The organism is Prolixibacter sp. NT017, assembly GCF_009617875.1.
In the GTDB taxonomy this organism is placed as follows: domain Bacteria; phylum Bacteroidota; class Bacteroidia; order Bacteroidales; family Prolixibacteraceae; genus Prolixibacter.
Map to the genome: position 1 here is coordinate 3,176,614 of NZ_BLAV01000001.1, position 19,730 is coordinate 3,196,343.

Annotated in this window: 15 protein-coding genes; 3 read left to right on the forward strand and 12 right to left on the reverse strand. The window is 45.6% G+C overall.

Annotated elements, in window-relative coordinates:
* Position 1: 1 nt before the first annotated feature.
* Positions 2–880, reverse strand: a complete 879-nt coding sequence (locus tag GJU87_RS13140; RefSeq protein ID WP_153639950.1) for an NAD kinase — start codon at positions 878–880, stop codon at positions 2–4.
* Positions 881–895: 15 nt separating this feature from the next.
* Positions 896–1,564 (reverse strand): CBS domain-containing protein, encoded by a 669-nt coding sequence (locus tag GJU87_RS13145; protein ID WP_194831530.1) that lies wholly within the window; start codon positions 1,562–1,564, stop codon positions 896–898.
* Between the two features lie 71 nt (positions 1,565–1,635).
* Between GJU87_RS13145 and GJU87_RS13150 the strand changes: the two genes are divergently transcribed.
* Both GJU87_RS13150 and GJU87_RS13155 read left to right on the forward strand, forming a co-directional pair.
* Complete coding sequence (locus GJU87_RS13150) at positions 1,636–2,349, forward strand: pyridoxine 5'-phosphate synthase (RefSeq protein ID WP_153639952.1); 714 nt, start codon at positions 1,636–1,638, stop codon at positions 2,347–2,349.
* Positions 2,350–2,360: 11 nt separating this feature from the next.
* Positions 2,361–3,179 carry an alpha/beta fold hydrolase gene (locus tag GJU87_RS13155; protein ID WP_153639953.1) on the forward strand — a complete coding sequence of 273 codons (819 nt, stop codon included), beginning with the start codon at positions 2,361–2,363 and terminating at the stop codon, positions 3,177–3,179.
* Here the strand turns inward: GJU87_RS13155 and malQ are convergent.
* The 6 genes from malQ to GJU87_RS13185 all read right to left on the reverse strand — a co-directional run bounded on the left by malQ (position 3,156) and on the right by GJU87_RS13185 (position 12,494).
* Entirely contained in the window at positions 3,156–4,634 is a 1,479-nt protein-coding gene (malQ, locus tag GJU87_RS13160; RefSeq protein ID WP_153639954.1) for a 4-alpha-glucanotransferase, read from the reverse strand. The genes GJU87_RS13155 and malQ overlap by 24 nt on opposite strands.
* Before the next feature lie 197 nt (positions 4,635–4,831).
* Entirely contained in the window at positions 4,832–5,500 is a 669-nt protein-coding gene (locus tag GJU87_RS13165; protein ID WP_153639955.1) for a hypothetical protein, read from the reverse strand.
* A gap of 314 nt (positions 5,501–5,814) precedes the next feature.
* Positions 5,815–6,783 (reverse strand): hypothetical protein, encoded by a 969-nt coding sequence (locus GJU87_RS13170; RefSeq protein ID WP_153639956.1) that lies wholly within the window; start codon positions 6,781–6,783, stop codon positions 5,815–5,817.
* Positions 6,784–6,791: 8 nt separating this feature from the next.
* The gene (locus GJU87_RS13175) at positions 6,792–7,205 is read right to left on the reverse strand and encodes a biopolymer transporter ExbD (protein ID WP_153639957.1); all 414 of its coding nucleotides are present in this window, start codon (positions 7,203–7,205) and stop codon (positions 6,792–6,794) included.
* Between the two features lie 12 nt (positions 7,206–7,217).
* Positions 7,218–7,922, reverse strand: a complete 705-nt coding sequence (locus GJU87_RS13180) for a MotA/TolQ/ExbB proton channel family protein (protein WP_106541765.1) — start codon at positions 7,920–7,922, stop codon at positions 7,218–7,220.
* Between the two features lie 81 nt (positions 7,923–8,003).
* Positions 8,004–12,494 (reverse strand): translocation/assembly module TamB, encoded by a 4,491-nt coding sequence (locus tag GJU87_RS13185; RefSeq protein WP_153639958.1) that lies wholly within the window; start codon positions 12,492–12,494, stop codon positions 8,004–8,006.
* Positions 12,495–12,656: 162 nt separating this feature from the next.
* Here GJU87_RS13185 and tsaD point away from each other — a divergent pair, with 162 nt between their 5' ends.
* Entirely contained in the window at positions 12,657–13,697 is a 1,041-nt protein-coding gene (tsaD, locus tag GJU87_RS13190) for a tRNA (adenosine(37)-N6)-threonylcarbamoyltransferase complex transferase subunit TsaD (protein ID WP_153639959.1), read from the forward strand.
* Between the two features lie 76 nt (positions 13,698–13,773).
* Here the strand turns inward: tsaD and GJU87_RS13195 are convergent, their stop codons facing one another.
* From GJU87_RS13195 to GJU87_RS13210, 4 genes are all read right to left on the reverse strand, one after another.
* Positions 13,774–14,523: a sulfite exporter TauE/SafE family protein gene (locus GJU87_RS13195; protein WP_153639960.1), complete on the reverse strand. Its 750-nt coding sequence runs from the start codon at positions 14,521–14,523 to the stop codon at positions 13,774–13,776.
* A 56-nt stretch (positions 14,524–14,579) separates the two neighbouring features.
* Positions 14,580–15,860, reverse strand: coding sequence for a serine hydroxymethyltransferase (gene glyA / locus GJU87_RS13200; RefSeq protein WP_153639961.1), 1,281 nt, complete (start codon positions 15,858–15,860; stop codon positions 14,580–14,582).
* A 153-nt stretch (positions 15,861–16,013) separates the two neighbouring features.
* Positions 16,014–17,786 (reverse strand): chloride channel protein, encoded by a 1,773-nt coding sequence (locus GJU87_RS13205; RefSeq protein ID WP_153639962.1) that lies wholly within the window; start codon positions 17,784–17,786, stop codon positions 16,014–16,016.
* A gap of 75 nt (positions 17,787–17,861) precedes the next feature.
* A complete protein-coding gene (locus tag GJU87_RS13210; RefSeq protein WP_228491986.1) occupies positions 17,862–19,562 on the reverse strand; it encodes a chloride channel protein in 1,701 nt (566 codons plus the stop codon).
* Positions 19,563–19,730 lie beyond the last annotated feature (168 nt).

Here is a 19,730-nt window from a genome sequence, read left to right on the forward strand (position 1 = left end):
TTCAGTTACGTCGATCGACACCCCACATCAATTTGGTGCGCAACGTTCCGTAAAAACTGTGGTTGAAAAGTTTGAGGACTTTGATGCCAAAATCCGCTTTGCGTAAACGGATTTCTGTTCCCGATTCACAAACTGCTGAACGGGAATCGAGCGTCGTCATAAAGCGACCACCTCTTCCCTCAACTGTCAAAATAATTTGCTGATAATCGGGAATAACCACCGGCCGTATATTCAGGTTATGTGGCGCAATGGGACTGATAATAAAATTCGACGCAACCGGGGGTATCACCGGACCTCCCACACTTAGTGAGTAAGCCGTGGAACCGGTTGGCGTTGATACAATCAATCCGTCAGCCCAATACGAATTCAGGAACTCATCCCCCACTTGGGTATGAACAGTTATCATTTGCGAAGTATCCCTCTTATGCACCGTAAATTCATTCAGTGCATACGGAAAATCGGCTAATGTGCCATTATCGTCTTCCAGCTGTATCAATGAACGCGTTTGCAGACGATAGCGTCCTGCGAACAGATCCTCGAGGGCATACTCCAGTTCCTCCTGGGCAATGTCGGCTAAAAATCCCAGCCTTCCACTGTTGATCCCGACCATCGGAATTCCCGAGTCACGAACAAACGAAACACCCTCCAGAAAAGTTCCGTCTCCGCCAATGCTGAAAAAGAAATCCACATCTTTCAGCTCTTCCGGCGTTGAGAAACTTCCCGCAACAGCCGGATCGCATTTCACCTCTTTACAGAGATAGGCAGCGAAGGGCTGATACATCACCACATCTACATGATGTAGATGCAGAATGTCGAACAAACGTTTCAGACTATCGTAAAAAACCGGATTAATTGTTCTACCGAATATGGCTATTCTCATGAATTGCAGGCATTTTCAAGTATTCAGATATCGCATAAACTGATCGAACCGATCATCATACAAATTATTTATGCGTGAATCGTCCATGTATGTGGCCTTGATGTTGTAATCGTACCGAGTGAATGTCTGTATGACACCCGACAAATCCATTTTGTTCAATTTGATGGTCACATCCAACTCCTTGCTCGATTCGGACGGACGGCTTATATAGAAACTAAGTATCTTGGCATCATTGCTTTCCACAATCTGAGCGATTTGCGAAAGTGAATAATCGGTTTTGCACAACTCCAACACTATGATTCCGCCGGGCTCGTTGACAGCTACCAGATCCGCCAGCTTCCGGTTAGCTTCTCTTTGCGAAATCGCTCCCATGTAGGAGTGATCCATGTCCAGGACCGGAACAACGGTTACGCCACATTGCGACGCAATACCCACCACCTCGAAAACATGCTGATTGCGGTGCACATGCGGCTGTGGAAAATTGATACCATATTGCTCAATCTGCTCCTCAAAATTGTCGGCATTATAAATGTCCTGATCGGAAATAATACCAAAATATTCCACACCATTCACTACCGGAAGATGGTTCACATGAAACACCTCCATTAAATTCAGAGCTTTAAGTCCTGTTTCTTCAAGACTTACCGTTGGAATGCTATCGGATATGAGTTCGCTGGCCGTCACAATATGATATATTTATTTATTCATTTGCAATCTAAATTGTAAATTGCGCATTCAATCAATATTTGTAAAAGATGACACGCTTAAGTGTAAATATAAATAAAATAGCAACACTACGAAATTCGCGGGGAGGCAATATTCCTAACGTTTTGGAGGCTGCCATGAACTGTGAAAAATTTGGCGCCGAAGGAATTACCGTCCATCCTCGGCCGGATGAACGTCATATCCGCTACAGCGATGTGAGGGAGCTTCGTCCGCTGATTACCACCGAATTCAACATCGAAGGATATCCTTCCAAAAAATTCATGGATTTGGTGTTGGAAGTAAAACCTCACCAGGTAACACTGGTGCCCGACGCGCCGGATGCGGTAACTTCAAATGCCGGATGGAATACTCTCGACAACAAGGAATTTTTAACGGAAGTGGTCAGTGAATTTAAAAAGGCCGGCATTCGGACTTCGCTGTTTGTCGGAACCGAAGCCCGCTTCATTGAAGGTGCCGCAAAGGTTGGCGCCGATCGGGTTGAGTTATATACCGAACCTTATGCTACCGATTTTCCGGTTGCTCCCGAAAAAGCCATCGCGCCTTTCATTCATGCGGCTGAAGTGGCAATCGAATCAGAACTGGGACTTAACGCCGGTCACGATTTAAGTCTGGAGAATCTCCGTTTCTTCTATCAAAACATTCCCGGCCTGCTCGAAGTCTCCATCGGCCACGCCCTGATTTCTGAAGCCATTTATCTTGGTTTGGAACTAACAATTTTAAAATACAAAGAGTGCCTGAGGTAATTTATTAATTTATGCGTGTTTCACTGAAGTATAAAAAAATGGGCTCCGGCCCGAATATGGTTATTCTACATGGGCTTTACGGCTCGTCTGATAACTGGCTTACCATTGGAAAACATCTCTCAGAGTCCTATACGGTTTATCTGCTGAATCTGCGCAATCATGGTGATTCGCCCAATGCAGATGTGCACACATTCGAAAGCATGAGTGAAGATGTGGCTGGCTTTTTTGAAGAACAAAACCTAGATAAAGCCACCGTTTTGGGCCATAGCATGGGAGGTAAAGTCGCTATGCATTTCGCGGCTGACTATCCCGAAAAAGTGAGCTGTTTGATTATTGCTGATATTGCGCCGAAAGATTATACAGAACTCGACCGGACCAAATCGAATTTCCATATGCATCAAACCATTCTCGAATTACTCGACGAATTGGATTTGAGCCAGGTGGAAAGCCGCAAAGAGATTGACAAATATCTGGCAACCAAATTGGATGCGGTTGGATTACGACAGTTTTTACTGAAGAACATCAAACGCACAAAAGATGGGCAGTTCAAATGGAGGTTGAATGTTCCGGTACTGAAAGAGTATCTGCCAAGAATCATCAGTGAAGTCAATGCGGAATGGTTTGAAGACCGGAAACCGATTCTTCGCTACCCGGTAACGTTTATCCGCGGCTTGAAATCGAAGTACATCAACGACGAAGATATTCCCGGCATTCAGAATATTTACCCGGAAGCTCGGATTATCGACATTCCCGATGCGGGCCACTGGCTGCATGCAGAACAGCCAAAACTGTTTTTGGAGGCTGTTCTATCGTGCGTAAAGGCGGGTTAATTTCAGCAGCTTTTCACCGTGACTGCGATGTAATTCGCGCCTTGAAAAACGCCAGTTCCAGTTTCCGTCAACCGTTCCCGGTGTATTCATGCGTGCCTGTTCACTCAGGCCCAATACATCCTGGAAAGGAATAATGGCGGTTTCCGCTACTGACGACAAGGCCAACCGAATGAGTTGCCAATGCTTCTCTTCTTTCGGATTTGGCATATAAGGGATGACTTTTCGTCTTTCGTCTGCAGTTAATGATTTCCACCAGCCACGGGTAGTATTGTTATCGTGTGTGCCGGTATATACCACGAAATCGGTTTCGTAATTGTGTGGCATATATTCATTATCGCTGCCATTATCGAAAGCGAACTGAAGGACCTTCATTCCGGGGAAACCATATTTTTTTCGCAAAGCGTGAACCTCTTCCGTAATCGTTCCCAAGTCTTCGGCAACAATGGGGAGATTTCCCAGCTGATCGCGCAAAATACGAAACAACTCATCGCCCATAGCTGGTAGCCATTCGCCTTTCACAGCAGTCTTTTCGCCGTAAGGAATCGCCCAAAACGATTCCAATCCTCTGAAATGATCGATGCGTACCCGGTCGAACATTTTCAGGTTGAAATGGATACGCGCCAACCACCAGTCAAAACCGCGCTCCTTTAATCGGTCCCATTTGAAAAGCGGATTTCCCCATCGCTGGCCCGTTTCGCTGAAATAGTCAGGTGGAACGCCACCAACCTTTACCGGTTTTCGCTTTTCGTCGAGCATAAACAGGTCCTGATTGGCCCAAACGTCTGCGCTGTCATACGAAACATACAGCGGAATATCGCCCAGAATCTCGATTCCTTTTTTGTTGGCATAGTGTTTTAGTGCAAACCACTGCTGAAAAAAGACAAATTGCAGGAATCGCTGATACTCGACATCTTCCCGGAAACGGCGGTAATAAAAATGAAGCGCTCCTTCTTTTCGGTCTGCCAAAGCATCTTCCCAATAACCCCAGTTTTTCCCTTTCAGATTTTTATGACACGCATAAAAAAGAGAGTAAGAATCGAGCCACCAGGCATGCTCATCCCAAAACTGCATGTACTCCGGAAGTCCGAATCCTCCGGTTTCCCGGAAACGGATGAATGCTTTCCGCAGAAGTGGTTCGCGAAACCCAATTGCTTCGGTAAAATCGACACGATGAGTGGAAAAATGAGGGGCCGTTATTACATCGTCACTTTCGAGGTAACCAGTCGATACCAGTTCATTCAAATCGATGAGATTCGGATTTCCGGCGAAAGCCGAATAACATTGGTAGGGCGAATGATTGAAGCCGGTTGGATTCAACGGCAAGATTTGCCACACTCTTTGTCCGTGTTCCGACAGCCAATCGACAAACCAACGGGAAGAATTTCCCAGGGAACCCATTCCATATTTTCCCGGCAGGGAGGTAGGGTGAAGTAATATTCCACTTTCTCGTTTCATCGGGACGATTTATGTTCCGCTCATTGCATTCAGAATGCCACAAAGATAAGAAAGATGCCTTACAGGATTGAGAGAGCAGCACTCCGATTTGAATGTAAAGGGCACAAAAAAATGGCTGCCTGAATAAAGACAACCATTTCTCAGAATCGGCAGCACATTTTACTGCTCTTTTCTTCTTCCATTTCCCTTTTTCTTCTTCATACTGCTGCTGCCAACTGTTTCGGCAACTTGAACATATCAATCACTTGTGGCTGATCGGTAAAAACTTTCTTTGCCACATCAGAGATGAGCAGCACCTTCGAATACAATGCGTTCATCCGGGCCAACCGGAGTGATTGCAACCGCTTTTGCTCAACCTGTTGTTGATTGAGTTTTTGTCCCATCGACTGAAGTTCTCCTCTCAGAACCCTGATCTGCCAATAATAATCAGGTGGGCAATGAACAACCTGAAGGGCTGCACGATGTTTCTCAACCAAGTGTTGCAATTCCTGCAACTTCATCAGCATCTGATTGCGGTTGGTGCTGGCCCGCTGATAATCGCAAAAGCCCAGTTGTTCCCATACCCTTCTGTCATGCGGAAAAGCAGCCTGAATGTATAGTCTCAGAGAACGAAAAACAATACATGCATGTTCCATCTTCGCTGCAATCTCTTCCTCCATCAGGCTAATTTCTTCGTCCAGGGAGTCGGTTGCCGGCACTGATTTGGCCTCCTTTAGGGTACGTTGAAAATGAAGTAAAAAATCTTCGTTGATAGCCGGTGTGTGGTCCGACAACTGCCGCATATACAACGGCAGAAGATTTTTGATCTCTGATCCAATCCGAATCAGCTGCGCATCACTGAACTGGTAATTTCTTCCTACATCCATAATCAAAAAGTTTTTTGTGTAAAAAAATCGCTCTTTCGCTCCCGGCGAAAGTGACGCCGACCTGGTAAATGAGTAAACTCAACTACGGGTCGTTTCACGTATGAAAACACAGTGGCAAAAATGCCAGGACTTGCCATAAAGGCGGGATTAGGAAGGTTAAGTGTGTGAGATAAGAATCTGTCTTTTGAATTTCCCCTATTCTCCTTTAACCTCTTTCGTCGGTTCTTTACCTAATAAAGACTAACCACAAATTACAGAAAAAAAGCCTCAAAATCAATGCTTATAAAAAATAAAGAAAGTTAAAAAAGAGAAAGTTAATCGAGTACAAAGTGGTAGGTAATGGTTCCTTTTTGGAAAGCAGGCGCGTTGTTATCGGTATTGAAACGGGCCGATAATGCAGCTTTTTTGGCGGCAGCCAACAGTGACGGATTAATGGTATTGGAGCCTTTTACGCCAGGATTTGCCTGGGTTACTTTACCATATTTATCAACGGTAATTTCAACGACAACTGTTCCTTCCTCGTTTCCCGGAAAGTCGGGTTTGGGTAGTCCACCTACTAAACTCCGGCCGGAAAGATTGAACGTATTGCCACTTCCGCCCCCGTTTCCATAGCGGTTGACACCGGGCGTACCATCGGGGCTTCCCTGGTTGCCTCCGCCATATGTTACTCCCTGACTTTTGCTGTCAGACCCATTATCGGTTTTGCCGCCACCAAATGCGGATTGCGCCCGGGAATTGATCTCTGCTATTTTTTGCTGCTCTTCTTCCCTCTTCTTGCGTTCAGCCTCTGCTTTGCGTTTGCGTTCCAACTCAGCCTGTCGTTGCCTTTCTATTTCCTCCTGACGGGCTTTCTCTTCGGCTATTTTCTTTTGACGCGCTATTTCTTCCTGTCTCTTTTTCTCCTCGTCAACTTTGCTCTTCTTCGTACCGGAGTTCACTGCAGCTGATTCTTCAAAATCCTGCGTCATCACCTTTTCTTTTCCCTGATCAGGCGTTGATTTGGGCTGTGCTTTCGGCTTGGGTTGCGTTTTCGGCTTACTAACCGGAGGAGTTGCCGGTTCGTTCTTCTTTTCCTCTTTTTTGACCGGAGCCTGCGCCGCTCTTCTGGCAGGTTCACGAGCGCCTGACCCTGTAGACGAATTTCCAAAATCGACCAAAATCCCCTTCTCTTCCGGTAACGGGAGCGGGGTTATAAAGCCGAAGAATAACAACAGCAGCAGAATCACCCCATGAAACAGGATGGTTCCTACTATTCCTCTTCTATGTTTACCGATTTTGGACATAAAACTATTTATCGGTTCTCGTCAGGGCTTGTCGCCAGAATCATCTTATAATGATTTCGTTTGGCAATATTCATCACTCTCACTACCTGCTCAATCGGAACCGATTTTTCAGCATGCAGCGAGATGTAGATATCTTTCTTTCCATGCAATGTTTCCTGCAAATAGGGCTCAATTTCACTGAAATTCACCTTCACCAGGCGGCCGTTATTATTCACGTAATATTTCAGGTCTTTTGTAATCGAAATACTTGTAAGCGGCTTGGCATTGGTTTGATTATTGCTTTTCGGAAGCAACATTTTCAACGCATTGGGGCTTATCAGGGTCGATGTGACCATGAAAAAAATGAGCAGCAGGAATACGATGTCCGTCATTGAGGACATGCTGAAACCTGCGTTCACTTTATTTCTTCGACGTAATGCCATAAAAATGCTTGTTTATTTTGCTGGTTCGTGCAGTAAATCCATAAATTCAGAAGTGGTTGCCTCCATTTTGAAAACCACTTTCTCGACACGTGCCACCAGGATATTGTATGCGAAATAGGCGATAATTCCCACAATCAATCCGGCAACGGTCGTCACCATGGCCTGGTAGATACCACTGGAAAGCAACGAAACATCCACATTACTTCCGGCATTCGACATATCGTAAAATGCCCGAATCATTCCCATAACGGTTCCCAGGAATCCCAACATGGGAGCACCTCCGGAGACACTGGCCAGCGTTGGAAGTCCTTTTTCCAGTTTGGAAATTTCGAGGTTACCGACATTCTCAATAGCCGTGTTCACGTCGTTCAACGGGCGTCCAATGCGCGACACTCCTTTTTCAATCATCCGGGCAACCGGTGTTTCATTGGTGCGACAGAGTGCCAGCGCTGCGTCGAAACGACTATTGTGAATGTTGTCTTTTATCTGGTCGATAAAACGGTCATCGATTTTTGCGGCTCTTTTAATGGCGTAATAACGCTCTACAAATATGTAAACAGCAATAATCGAAAGAAGAAAAATAGGAATCATGATCCAACCACCTTTGAGAACGAGATCCCAAAATTTCAGCTCGATGGCTCCCTGTGCTGCCTGAGCGGCCATATTGGCGGTATCTGCGGCAGCGTCCGTACTTTGGAGGAATAAGAGATTAATCATATGTGTTACCGTAATTTCGTTGTGATTTTGATGTCTTGAATATCGCGAAAATATGATGAAAGCAAAAATAATGAATCTTTATTAATCTTTCTGGTCAGTTGACGATTTGGCTGCCTCACTCTTCTTCTTTTTCAATTCCTGTTCGCGCTTTTTCTCCTTACTTTTCTTGAAATAACGCCGGAAAAGATCGTTGAAAGAATCAAATTCTTCCCGGAAGGAAATACCAATCCCCTGCGTATACGGGCTGGTGTCGTACAGCAAATCATCATTGGAGCGGTTGTACGCTTTCAATTGCAGTTTACCTGATTTATCGAGATTTACATATACCTCCACTTCACCAACAATCTGGTTGGTATTGCTCGACTGCAAACTACCGTTGTTACCAATGTTACCATTGATGGTCACCCGGTCATCGAGAATCTGGGTGCTTAGCGCTACCTCAATTTCCCGGTTACTCACCTGATCGCCTGGACGATAATTGAATCCAATATCGAAATCGTTGCTAATCTGCGAAAGCCAATTGGATAACTGATTAGACAATACTTCCGAAGTAGTGGCATTGACCATGCTGGCACCGGTTGTTTCGAAACTTTGGTTACCACGAAGGTATTCAGGCGTATAAAACTGCCCCATGACCAGCAAAGAGAGAATTTGTCGGTTGATTTCGTCCTGCGTACTGATGTACTGCTGAACTTCATCACGGGTTCGTTTATCAGCGGTGGGGAACTCAATATCGAATTTAACTGCCGGATTAAAAAGTTTTTTTGAAAGATTTATTTTTACCTCTACCGGAATCCGACGTGAATAATCGCCCTCATTACTTGTATTCAGCAACAAATCGTATAGCGACGCACGCAATTTATACACCGCATCGAGGTTGACCACAGCATCGTACGGATCGCCGTTCCAGGAAATCGTTCCTCCCTGCTCAATACGGAATTTTTTGTTGATAACATTTTGCAGCGTGAAAAGGTAATCTCCTTTTTCGACTACGTAATCGCCATACACCCTGAAATTGCCTTCGCGGTCGTATACAAGACGCAGGTTTCCGTTCCCCTGCCCTTTTATAACATCGCCAATCGTCGAGTCAAATATGATTTGCACTTTGGCACTGGGTGTCGCTTCGACATCCATGTACATCTCAAAATCTGAATCGCTCGCCGGCTTTTTGATGGTCAGATGCTGAGCGGTATCAGTTTTCGCCGAATTCACGAACGAGATAAAATCATATTCGCTCGCCGATTCCGGTCGCTCCATCGGAATAAATATTTGCGTGCCCGGTTCGGTTCGTAACGAAATATCGAGCCGCACGTGCTGTCTTTCACCGGTAATCTTAACGCCGCCTGATGCATGCGCTTTTCCGTAAAACAGGTTGTTATCGCGCGCAGTCGTATTCAATACTTCAACATTCGCTGTCGTAACCGACATGTCATATTTCATGTCGCTGAAAAGATTGTGACGTATCGTTCCATCCAACCGGGCAATATGATTATCCTCGTCCTTCAGCAAAATCCGGTTAAAGATGATCGAATCATTCTTAAAAAATACCGTATCCGAATAGGTGTAATTTGTTTTCAGGTAATCGATCCCGATTTTACCACTCTGCACAAAAACATCACCATCGAAACGGGGTTTATCCAGATTTCCCGACATTCTCAGTTTTCCGTATCCTTCTCCGCTGAACTGATCGGCAAAACTAGCCATAAACGGATACAACATCTGGAGTGGAACACCTTTTATTTTGGCCAGGTAATCCACCCGGTTACTGTCAGGCGTATACGCTCCGGAAATATCAAGCCGATCCTTTCCATTCGATGTGAGATTCAATGACGAAACAACCTTCTGTTTCACCGGGTCCCAGTTGCTCTTTATGGAAACGTCGCCCAGCGGAGTATCCTGAAATATCAGGTTCATAATGCCCAAATCTCCCGAAACAACCAGCTTTCTATACAGGTTGCTGAAACTAGCTTTTCCGTCGAGCGTTCCGCTCATTATCAAACTGGTATCGAGTAGTGTTGAGAAATCGCCCAGTTTCAGGTTACCAAAAGAAAGATTGATTTTATCCTTCGGATTTTTGGAAACCACTCCATCGACCTTAAACATTTCCTGCCCGTGGTGCACATGAAAATTATCGACCATCCAGCGCGTTGAATCAACGGTCAAACGCGAAGGTTCTATCTGCCATAAACTATCTGCGACCCATATTTTTGTCGGATGAATGTCTACTTCGGTGTGATTTCTTCCGGTTACCGAATCACGACTAAACGTTGTCAGCGTATTGATCTCGCCACTGTAGGTCACTGTATCCGTATTGTTCCAGGTCAGCCACGTAGCCAAACTATCATTGAATGCAGTGTTGTTCAGTGTCAGGTTGTAAATTTCGTGCTTCCCTTTCAACGTCACTTTGTTGATGCCCGCACGGATACTGGTTCTGTCAGCATCTGAGCGTGCCCGCACAGATAATCCTTCTACATCATTGTTCTTGTATGCAATATCCGGCGCAAAGCCATCCAGATTGAAAAGATGCTTTTCCGAATCGAAATCGCCGGAAATACGAACCGGAGGCTTGGCTTCCAATTCGGGAAGGAAGAATTTGCTCAACTGATCAGATTCTTTGAGCTGCAAATTGAAATGGAACTTGTTCTCCCCAACTGCCTGTTTTCCGGCAAATGGCAACTTCGCCGAAGGCAAATAATGCTGCACATAGTCGCGGAACGAAAGAAGAATATCGTTGAAACGGTATTTCCCGTCCATATCCAAATCAACAAAATCGGAACGAAGGGAAATGGAGTTGTGCTCAGGTGAGTTTTCCGTTTTCAGGTTTACACCCGATAAATCGAGCGTTCCAATATCACGGGTATAGCTTATCTGGTCGAAGTTAATCTCTCCGTTCATGTTGTCGATATTGCTTCCGCGGAAATTGGCTTCGAGCCCGAATGAAACACTCGCGTTTTTCACCTTTTTATCCAGGCCGAGCACATATAAATTGGCTTTATCGACTGTAGTGGTAAAGTTGAACACCGGAATTTTCGGTTCCAGATCGGCCTTACCGGAAAAGAAGAACTGCAGGTTTGGGTCGTCAGCATAAATCTCCCCGTCGAAACCTCTTTCCCGCGCATTTCCGTTCAGGTAAATCGACCGGATACGGTAGTTATTGTAGTATAAACTATCAATCATTCCCTGGATACGCGCATTGAATTTTCCGTTTCCAAAGCGGGTTCCGTTCAATTTCGTCCGCATCGATATCGCTCCCAATGATTGATTGTTCAGAACCTTTCCCAAGTCAAAGGATTTGGTAATCACCCGTCCTTCGAAATCGACCTTCCCGTTCTCGGTTGGCTTAAATGCAACGTCGCTGGAAATCTGTCCCAGGTCGCCGTTGAGCGTACCATAAGCCACAAAGTCCGAAGGGAATCCTGTAAAGTTACCGCGGTAGGTTAGCTGAACACTGTCGAGCAGTTGCTTCGGAATCTGAATCGGCTTCATTCCTTCCGGCAGTTTCAGTGCCGCTAAATCACGGAAATCGAAGGTGTTGTCATAAAACTTAAAGAAGATGTAAGTCTTCTGCCAGTCGGGCAATCCCTGCATATCGAGGTCAGCCTGAAACCGGGTATACTTTCCGATTCTGAATTTAAAATCCCTGATTTTGAAATTATCGACGGTTCCTCGTACTAGTCCCGAAAAGTGAAACGGAGCGTCCATTCCCCACAAAGAGGGCACAAAATAAGCCAGGTCGTGCAACGAAATCCGCGAATCGTTAAACTGTGAATTAATCTGGTATTTATTCAGCTTCGATAAGAAAGGATACAGTCCATCATTCTGAGTCAATTCGGTAGAATCGACCGGAATGCTCCGGGGGCTAAACTGCAGCTCTGCCGCGTCCAGCCTTGTACTATCTGTTTCCAGGAAGAAATTGGTAGCACTCAATGTTGACGAATCAATCCGGGCATTAAAGGCGATGTTCTTCACCGCAAATCCCGATTTCTCGTTAAAGGAAAGATGGTCGACACGAAAGGACATGGCCGAATCAGCATCCTGGTAATCGAGAAGAGACAAGTTCAGATGATTAACGTCGATGTTATGAAAATTCAGGCCATGCTCATGCGGATTGACACCACTAAGCTGCCGGAATCTGAATTGCGAATTCCGTAAATGAATATTGTCAAAACTGACTTTCCACGGATGAACCGTGTCAGCCGGCATCGCGTTAAGCGAATCGATTAAAAACTGAAGATTCAGCTTTGACGAGTCCTTCCGCAGATTAACCTGTGCATCCCACAGGTAGAGATTGCTGAAATGAACAATCCGCTTTCGCGGACGAATGCTGTCGATGTCGGCCTTAACGTTTTTTGCATAAATCAGGGTATCATTCTCCTGATCTTTAATCAATACTCCTTCGAGAACAATCTGGTGAAAGAAAGCAATATCAACGCCCTGCACACTCACTTGCGTATTCAGCGTGGCCGAGAGCTGCTGCGTCACCCACTTCACAACTCTCAACTGCACCTTGTTTGAGCGAAAAGTGAGATACGCCAGCACCGGCAACGACACAACTACCAGCAAGGCAATCAATAATATTTTATGGCTTTTTTTAATACTTTTGCGCTTTTACGAAGAAACATTCTCTCCGGAAATCATGTTAATATTGGGGCACATAAAAATAGTTTTTTTTCAACAGACAATCCAAGTATTCAATAGCTGTCTGCACCAAATTTTTCAAGGAAAATAAGCACGATGAATAATCAGGAAAATATTGTCATTTTAGGTATAGAATCCTCCTGCGATGATACTTCTGCCGCCGTCATTCAGAACGGTGCCATTAAGAGTAACGAAGTAGCCGGGCAAGCTGTTCACAAAGCGTACGGCGGAGTTGTCCCCGAACTGGCTTCACGTGCTCATCAGCAGAACATTATTCCCGTTGTAGACCAAGCTATTAAGAAGGCGAAAATCAGTCGCGATGAAATTTCTGCCATTGCATTTACACGTGGCCCCGGATTGTTGGGTTCTCTGCTGGTAGGAACATCGTTTGCCAAAGGCTTTGCCCTGGCTTCTGGTATCCCGCTCATCGAAATTAATCACTTGCAGGGGCACGTGCTGGCACATTTCATCAAAGAAAATGAAAATGATGAGTCTCAACCCCAGTTCCCATTTCTGTGCCTGCTGGTTTCCGGCGGGAACTCACAAATCATCATTGTGCGCGATTACCTCGACATGGAAGTCATCGGGCAAACAATCGACGACGCAGCCGGCGAAGCTTTCGACAAGTGTGCCAAAGTAATAGGTCTTCCATACCCGGGAGGACCATTGATTGACAAGCTTGCCAGGGAGGGGAATCCGGAAGCGTTCAAATTTTCCGAACCGAAAATTCCCGGACTGGACTACAGTTTCAGTGGACTGAAAACCTCGTTCCTCTATTTCATTCGCGATAATATTCAAGACAATCCGGATTTCATCGAGGAAAACAAATCGGACATTTGCGCTTCCATTCAGCATACCATCATCAAAGTGTTGATGGCGAAACTGAAGAGAGCAGCCAAAGAAACCGGCATCAAAGAGATTGCCGTTGCCGGAGGAGTTTCAGCCAATAGCGGCTTACGCGAAGCCTTGCAAAAGGAAGCGGAGAAACGCGATTGGAAACTGCATATTCCGAAGTTTGACTACACGACCGACAATGCGGCCATGATTGCCATTACCGGTTATTACAAATATCAGAAAGGAGAGTTTGTAGGTCAGGACGTCGCACCCTTCGCCCGGATGGTCATCAATAACGATTAAGCAAAGCTGAAAAATATACACTTAGTAAGCCCGGTATTTTCGACCGGGTTTTCTTTTTCCCTTCCGGGAAGAAAAATCAGAAGACATTGAATAGCTTCAAAGTCACTACGACAAGGGCCAACAAAAGGAAATACTTGACCACTTTGGGGCCCCAGCTCACCGCAAACTTAGCGCCGACTACCGCTCCCAGCATATTCCCGATGGCCAGAATCAAACCGGCTTTCAGATCGACCTGGTGATTGAAAAAGAAAACGGCCAGTGCAAAAGGAGTATACAACAGGATAATCCACTTTTTCACGGCATTACCACGAACCAAATCGTAACCGCTTCCCATCACCAAACCGGCGAGCAATAAAAATCCAGTTCCGACCTGGATAAAACCGCCGTACATTCCGATCAAAAAGAAAATCAGGTATTGCCACCAAACGGGCCGTTCCGGGTCTGCGGTCATGCTTCTTTCCCATGTTTTCGGCTTGAGCAGTACCAGGAAAAACATGAGCCCCAACACGACGGCAATCACTCGCCGCATGATCTCTTCGTTTAAGTCAGCTGCTATAAAAGCACCGGGAATGGCCCCCATGACCGCCGGAATGGCCAGTCTCGAATCGACCTTCATCTTAAAGGCCTGGTTATCGCGAAAGGTTTTTACACCGGCAATATTCTGCAGCAAAATAGCCACACGATTGGTTCCGTTAGCCACACCGGCCGGAAGTCCCAGGAACATCAGCATCGGAAGAGTCAACATGGAGCCGCCGCCCGCCAGCGTATTCACGAATCCGGCCAGAAAACCAACACCAATTAAACCTGCGATTAGATACCATTCCATAAAAAAGGGGCTGTTTAAATCAGCCCCTAATTTCGAAAAAATATTTTAAGTCCCGTTTACCAGGCAAAAATCGGGAAGTCTTTCATCATCTCATTCACTTTCCCGCGAACGCGTGTAATGGTTGCTTCGTCGTCGATGTTGCTAATCACTTCATCAATCAGGTCAACGATTAACGGCATGTGTTCCTCTTTCAAACCACGGGTAGTAACAGCCGGAGTCCCCACACGCAAACCGGAAGTCTGGAAAGGAGAACGGCTGTCGAACGGCACCATGTTTTTATTGATGGTAATGTCGGCAAGTACCAATGTATTTTCAACTTTCTTACCGGTAATCTCCGGGAATTTGGTCCGCAGGTCAATCAACATGGAGTGGTTATCGGTTCCACCGGAAATCACTTTGTAGCCTTTGTCGATGAATGCCTGAGCCATCACTTTAGCGTTTTTCTGCACCTGCCCCTGGTATTCCTTGTATTCCGGTTTCAGTGCTTCGCCAAACGAAACGGCTTTTGCTGCAATCACGTGCTCCAGCGGTCCTCCCTGAATACCCGGAAATACAGCTGAGTTCAGCAATGCTGACATCATTCGCACTTCACCTTTCTTCGTGGTAATACCCCATGGATTTTCAAAATCTTTTCCCATCAGGATGATACCACCACGCGGACCACGCAGGGTTTTATGCGTCGTTGAAGTAACAATGTGTGCATATTTTACCGGATTATCCAGCAGTCCGGCAGCAATCAAACCAGCCGGGTGTGCCATGTCCACCATGTAAATCGCGCCAATCTTGTCGGCAATCTCGCGCATCCGTTTGTAATCCCACTCACGTGAGTAAGCCGAAGCACCACCGATGATCAATTTCGGTTTTTCTTTCAACGCCAGTTCTTCCATCTGGTCGTAATCCACCATACCGGTGTCTTCTTTCACTTTGTAGGCAATCGGATTGTAAAGCAGACCGGAAGAGTTCACGGGCGATCCGTGAGAAAGGTGACCGCCGTGTGCCAGGTCAAGTCCCATGAATGTATCGCCAGGTTTCAGAACCGTCATCAAAACCGCCATGTTGGCCTGAGCGCCTGAATGCGGTTGAACATTGGCATATTCAGCATCAAACAGCTCCTTAATCCGGTCGATGGCCAATTGCTCCACTTCGTCAACATGCTGGCAACCGCCGTAATAACGGTGTCCGGGGTAACCCTCCGCATATTTGTTGGTCAGGCACGAGCCCATAGCTTCCATTACCTCCTCCGAAACAAAGTTCTCCGAAGCAATCAATTCAATTCCGTTCCGCTGTCGCTGGTTCTCTTTTTCGATGATTTCAAAAACCTGGGTATCTTTTTTCATGGTAAAAATTTAATCTGTTTTGTGTTGCCCAAAGGTACAATTTTTCGTCCCTTATTCAGTCGCGCCAAGATGTCACGAAATGCAAATTTAAACTATGGATAATCTCATGATTTCTCGGGCAACCTTATGTTCTATAATATCTTTTGCTTTTGATTATTCCGAAAAGTGAACAAGCACATTACGGTACGCATTAAAAATGGTCGCTTTCGAAATAAAACCAACGTATTTTCCATCTTCCAAAACCGGCAGGTTCCATGCACCTGTTTCATGGAACTTTTTCATTACGCTTTCCATCTTCTCATCTTTCGAAACGGTTGCCGGTGGTGTCGTCATCACATCCGTCACAAATGTCTTATCATACATTTCGTTATTGAACATGATCTCCCGTATGTCATCCAGCAGGACAATACCTTCGAACCGGTTATTTTTATCTACTACCGGGAAAATATTACGATTCGATTTGGAAATGACCTTCACCAGCTCACCTAAGTTGGCATCTACCGATACGGTTTGCAAATCTGTTTCGATAACGTTTCGAAGTTTCAGCAATGTCAAAATCGCTTTGTCCTTGTCGTGTGTAATCAGTTCCCCTCGCTGTGCCAGACGGATATGATAAATGGAGTGCTGCTCGAATGGCATAATAGTCAAATACGAGACAGCGCTCGTAATCATTAGCGGGACGAACAAACTGAAGCCCCCGGTAATTTCAGCAATAAGAAAAATAGCCGTCATTGGAGCGTGCATGACTCCCGCCATGGCACCGGCCATACCAACCAACGCAAAATTACGCGCCGGAACTGAGATATTTCCGAAGAGTAACAACTGCGCCAACAGAAAACCAGCCATTCCTCCCATAAACAACGTCGGTGCGAAAATTCCGCCAATTCCGCCGGCTCCTGTTGTAGCAGCCGAAGCAACGACTTTCATCACCAATATCACAGCAATGATCACCAGAAATAAAACGTGATCATTCTGCAATCCAACAAAAATGGAGTTTTTCAGAAGCTCAGCACTATGCTCATTCAGAATGGCATCGATGGAAAAATAACCTTCCCCCCAAAGGGAAGGAAACAGGAAAACCAGAATTCCCAGGATACCGCCGCCAATCAACACTTTCATCAGCGGATTTTGAATCTTGTGGAATTTCCCCTCGATAAACATCGTTCCCCGGGTAAAGAGCAACGAAATGAAACCGGTAAAAACGCCCAGCAAAATATACCACGGTACGTTTGCAATGTCGAATGATTCGACCAGCTTAAAGGTGAAGTGATATCCCTGGCCCATGAAGAAAAAAGTCAGGGTTGCTGAAGTAACGGCTGATATCAATAACGGAATCAATGACGACATTGTCAGGTCGAGCATCAGCACTTCGATAGCGAATAGCAAGCCGGCCAGCGGCGCCTTGAAAATCCCGGCAATAGCACCGGCAGCTCCACAACCAACCATCAACGTCATCATCCGGTAGTTGAGACGGAACATCCTGGCGATGTTCGAACCGATGGAAGAACCGGTCAGGACAACCGGCGCCTCAGCTCCCACCGAACCCCCAAAGCCAATCGTGATAATACTGGCGATCATCGACGTGAACGTGTTATGGACCCGGATAATGCTTTTTTTGTTGGAGATAGCAAACAGAATCTTGGATACACCATGCCCGATATCATCCTTCACCACGTATTTTACAAACAGCATGGTAAACAGGATACCAATAAACGGATAGGCCAGATATTGGTAACTCTGTCCGTAAGAAGAAAAATCGTTCGTCAAATAATGATTGGCGAGATGAATAGCATTTTTTAAAAGAATGGCTGCCAGGCCGCTCAATAAACCAACGGTCAGACTAAGCAGAATGGTTAATTGTTGCTCGTTTAAGTGTTTTAGCCGCCATTCCCGAATACTAACCGGTATATCAGCTAATCTTTTCATGATGCGCAAAAGTAGGTTTAATTCATGTTACGCAACATGAATTTACGGTAATATTTGTATTAATAAAAAAGGGACTTAGTCGTGTGAAAAATGACGCAACATTTTCTGGTAAGCTGAGAAAACCCGAGCGCGGGAAATAAAGCCAACATACTTACCTTCGTCAATCACTGCCAGGTTGTAACGCCCGCAGGAATGGAACTTGTCGGCCACCTCCTGCATCGAATCGTTGCTCGACACGTAAAACTCAGGCATGTACATCAAATCCTTCACCTTGATCTTGTCATATTTATCGGGTCGGAAAATCAGGTGTCGCACGTCATCCATTTTCAACATACCGCGCATGTTGTTCTCGTCATCCACAATAGGAAATATATTTCGGTGCGAAACTTCAATGATCTTCACCAAATCGCCCAGGCTGGCGTCAGCGTGCACCGGCTTGAAATCTGTTTCGATGAGCTTGTTCACCCGCATCATCGACAGAACCGCTTTGTTCTTATCGTGCGTAAACAGCTCTTTCCGTTGAGCGAGCTGATAGGTATAAACCGAGTTTTTCACGAAAAGGCGAACCGTCAGATACGACACCGAGGCGACAATCATCAGTGGAACAAACATCTTGTATCCACCAGTTATCTCTGCAATCAGAAATATCCCTGTTAAAGGAGCATGCAACACCCCGGCAATCAATCCCGCCATCGCAATAAGCGCAAAGGTATTCTCATTCACCACATGGATTCCCGTGGTATTGAGGAAGAGCGCAAACAGCATCCCGGTGTGAACTCCCATGAACAAGGTCGGTGCAAAGATACCTCCCACGCCGCCGGCTCCGAAGGTAATACTGGTCGCAAAAATCTTAATCAATATCAGGAACAGGATGAAAATAAAGACCGAGTAGATGTTACCCCGCACAAAATCAAACGGTGAATTGTCATATAAATAGCCCAAATGTCCCTGCAAACAACTGTTGATGGGATTATATCCTTCACCGAAAAGCGGGGGGAATAAGAAAACAATCAGCCCCAGTAGCACACCACCAATCAGCACCCGTCTCCATTCGTTCGACATTCCTTCGAACCATTCGCTGATGAACCGGTACACTTTGGAAAAATAAGCGGAAACCAAGCCGGTTACAACCCCCAATACAATATACCAGGGAAGATCTCCATGCGTAAAGGTCGCATGAAACTGAAAAGGATACAGTACATCCTGTCCCATGAAGAAATAGGAAGTGACCACCGCTGTGATGGATGAAACCAGCAACGGAATCAGCGAAAAAGAGGTCAAATCAATCATGATCACCTCAACCGCAAAAACAATGGCCGTGATAGGTGCCTTAAAGATAGCCGCCATGGCAGCTGCCGAAGCACATCCCAACATCAACATAATCTGCTTGTACTCGAGGTGAAAAAGAATGGCCAGATTGGAACCGATGGCTGCACCGGTCGCTACGGTTGGTCCCTCCAATCCGACTGAACCACCAAATCCTACCGTCAGCGAACTGGTGATAATCGACGAAAACATGTTGTGCCGCCTGATTTTCCCGTTACGTTGCGAGAGAGAATAAAGTACATTGGGAATTCCGTGTCGGACCGGCCGCTTCACTATATATTTGATAACAAAAACCGTCAGCGACAGACCGAAAATGGGAAATATGAAATTGAAATAGGAATGTATCTTTTCAGGAATATACGTATCGAGCAGCCCGTCGATGAACCAAACCGAATTTTTAATGATTACTGCTGAAAAACCACCACCAATGCCCACAACAATACTGAGCATGATAATAAAGGTTCCCGGTTTTATATGAGTTAGCCTCCATTTATGAAATCGGGCCAATGGGGTATTCAAGTACGACATGCTTTTATCTTCCTCTATATTTTCCTTTTCTGAAAGCGCCATAAAATTAAGAAAAAACGTATACGTTCAACATTTCAATAGAATCCACAC

Coding starts and splice junctions, on each gene's coding strand:
- malQ (WP_153639954.1), bottom strand. CDS start 4,634: ATGAAACGAGAAAGTGGAATATTACTTCACCCTACCTCCCTGCCGGGA.
- tsaD (WP_153639959.1), top strand. CDS start 12,657: ATGAATAATCAGGAAAATATTGTCATTTTAGGTATAGAATCCTCCTGC.
- GJU87_RS13175 (WP_153639957.1), bottom strand. CDS start 7,205: ATGGCATTACGTCGAAGAAATAAAGTGAACGCAGGTTTCAGCATGTCC.
- GJU87_RS13155 (WP_153639953.1), top strand. CDS start 2,361: ATGCGTGTTTCACTGAAGTATAAAAAAATGGGCTCCGGCCCGAATATG.
- GJU87_RS13165 (WP_153639955.1), bottom strand. CDS start 5,500: ATGGATGTAGGAAGAAATTACCAGTTCAGTGATGCGCAGCTGATTCGG.
- GJU87_RS13205 (WP_153639962.1), bottom strand. CDS start 17,786: ATGAAAAGATTAGCTGATATACCGGTTAGTATTCGGGAATGGCGGCTA.
- GJU87_RS13140 (WP_153639950.1), bottom strand. CDS start 880: ATGAGAATAGCCATATTCGGTAGAACAATTAATCCGGTTTTTTACGAT.
- GJU87_RS13180 (WP_106541765.1), bottom strand. CDS start 7,922: ATGATTAATCTCTTATTCCTCCAAAGTACGGACGCTGCCGCAGATACC.
- glyA (WP_153639961.1), bottom strand. CDS start 15,860: ATGAAAAAAGATACCCAGGTTTTTGAAATCATCGAAAAAGAGAACCAG.
- GJU87_RS13170 (WP_153639956.1), bottom strand. CDS start 6,783: ATGTCCAAAATCGGTAAACATAGAAGAGGAATAGTAGGAACCATCCTG.
- GJU87_RS13210 (WP_228491986.1), bottom strand. CDS start 19,562: ATGCTCAGTATTGTTGTGGGCATTGGTGGTGGTTTTTCAGCAGTAATC.
- GJU87_RS13150 (WP_153639952.1), top strand. CDS start 1,636: ATGACACGCTTAAGTGTAAATATAAATAAAATAGCAACACTACGAAAT.
- GJU87_RS13195 (WP_153639960.1), bottom strand. CDS start 14,523: ATGGAATGGTATCTAATCGCAGGTTTAATTGGTGTTGGTTTTCTGGCC.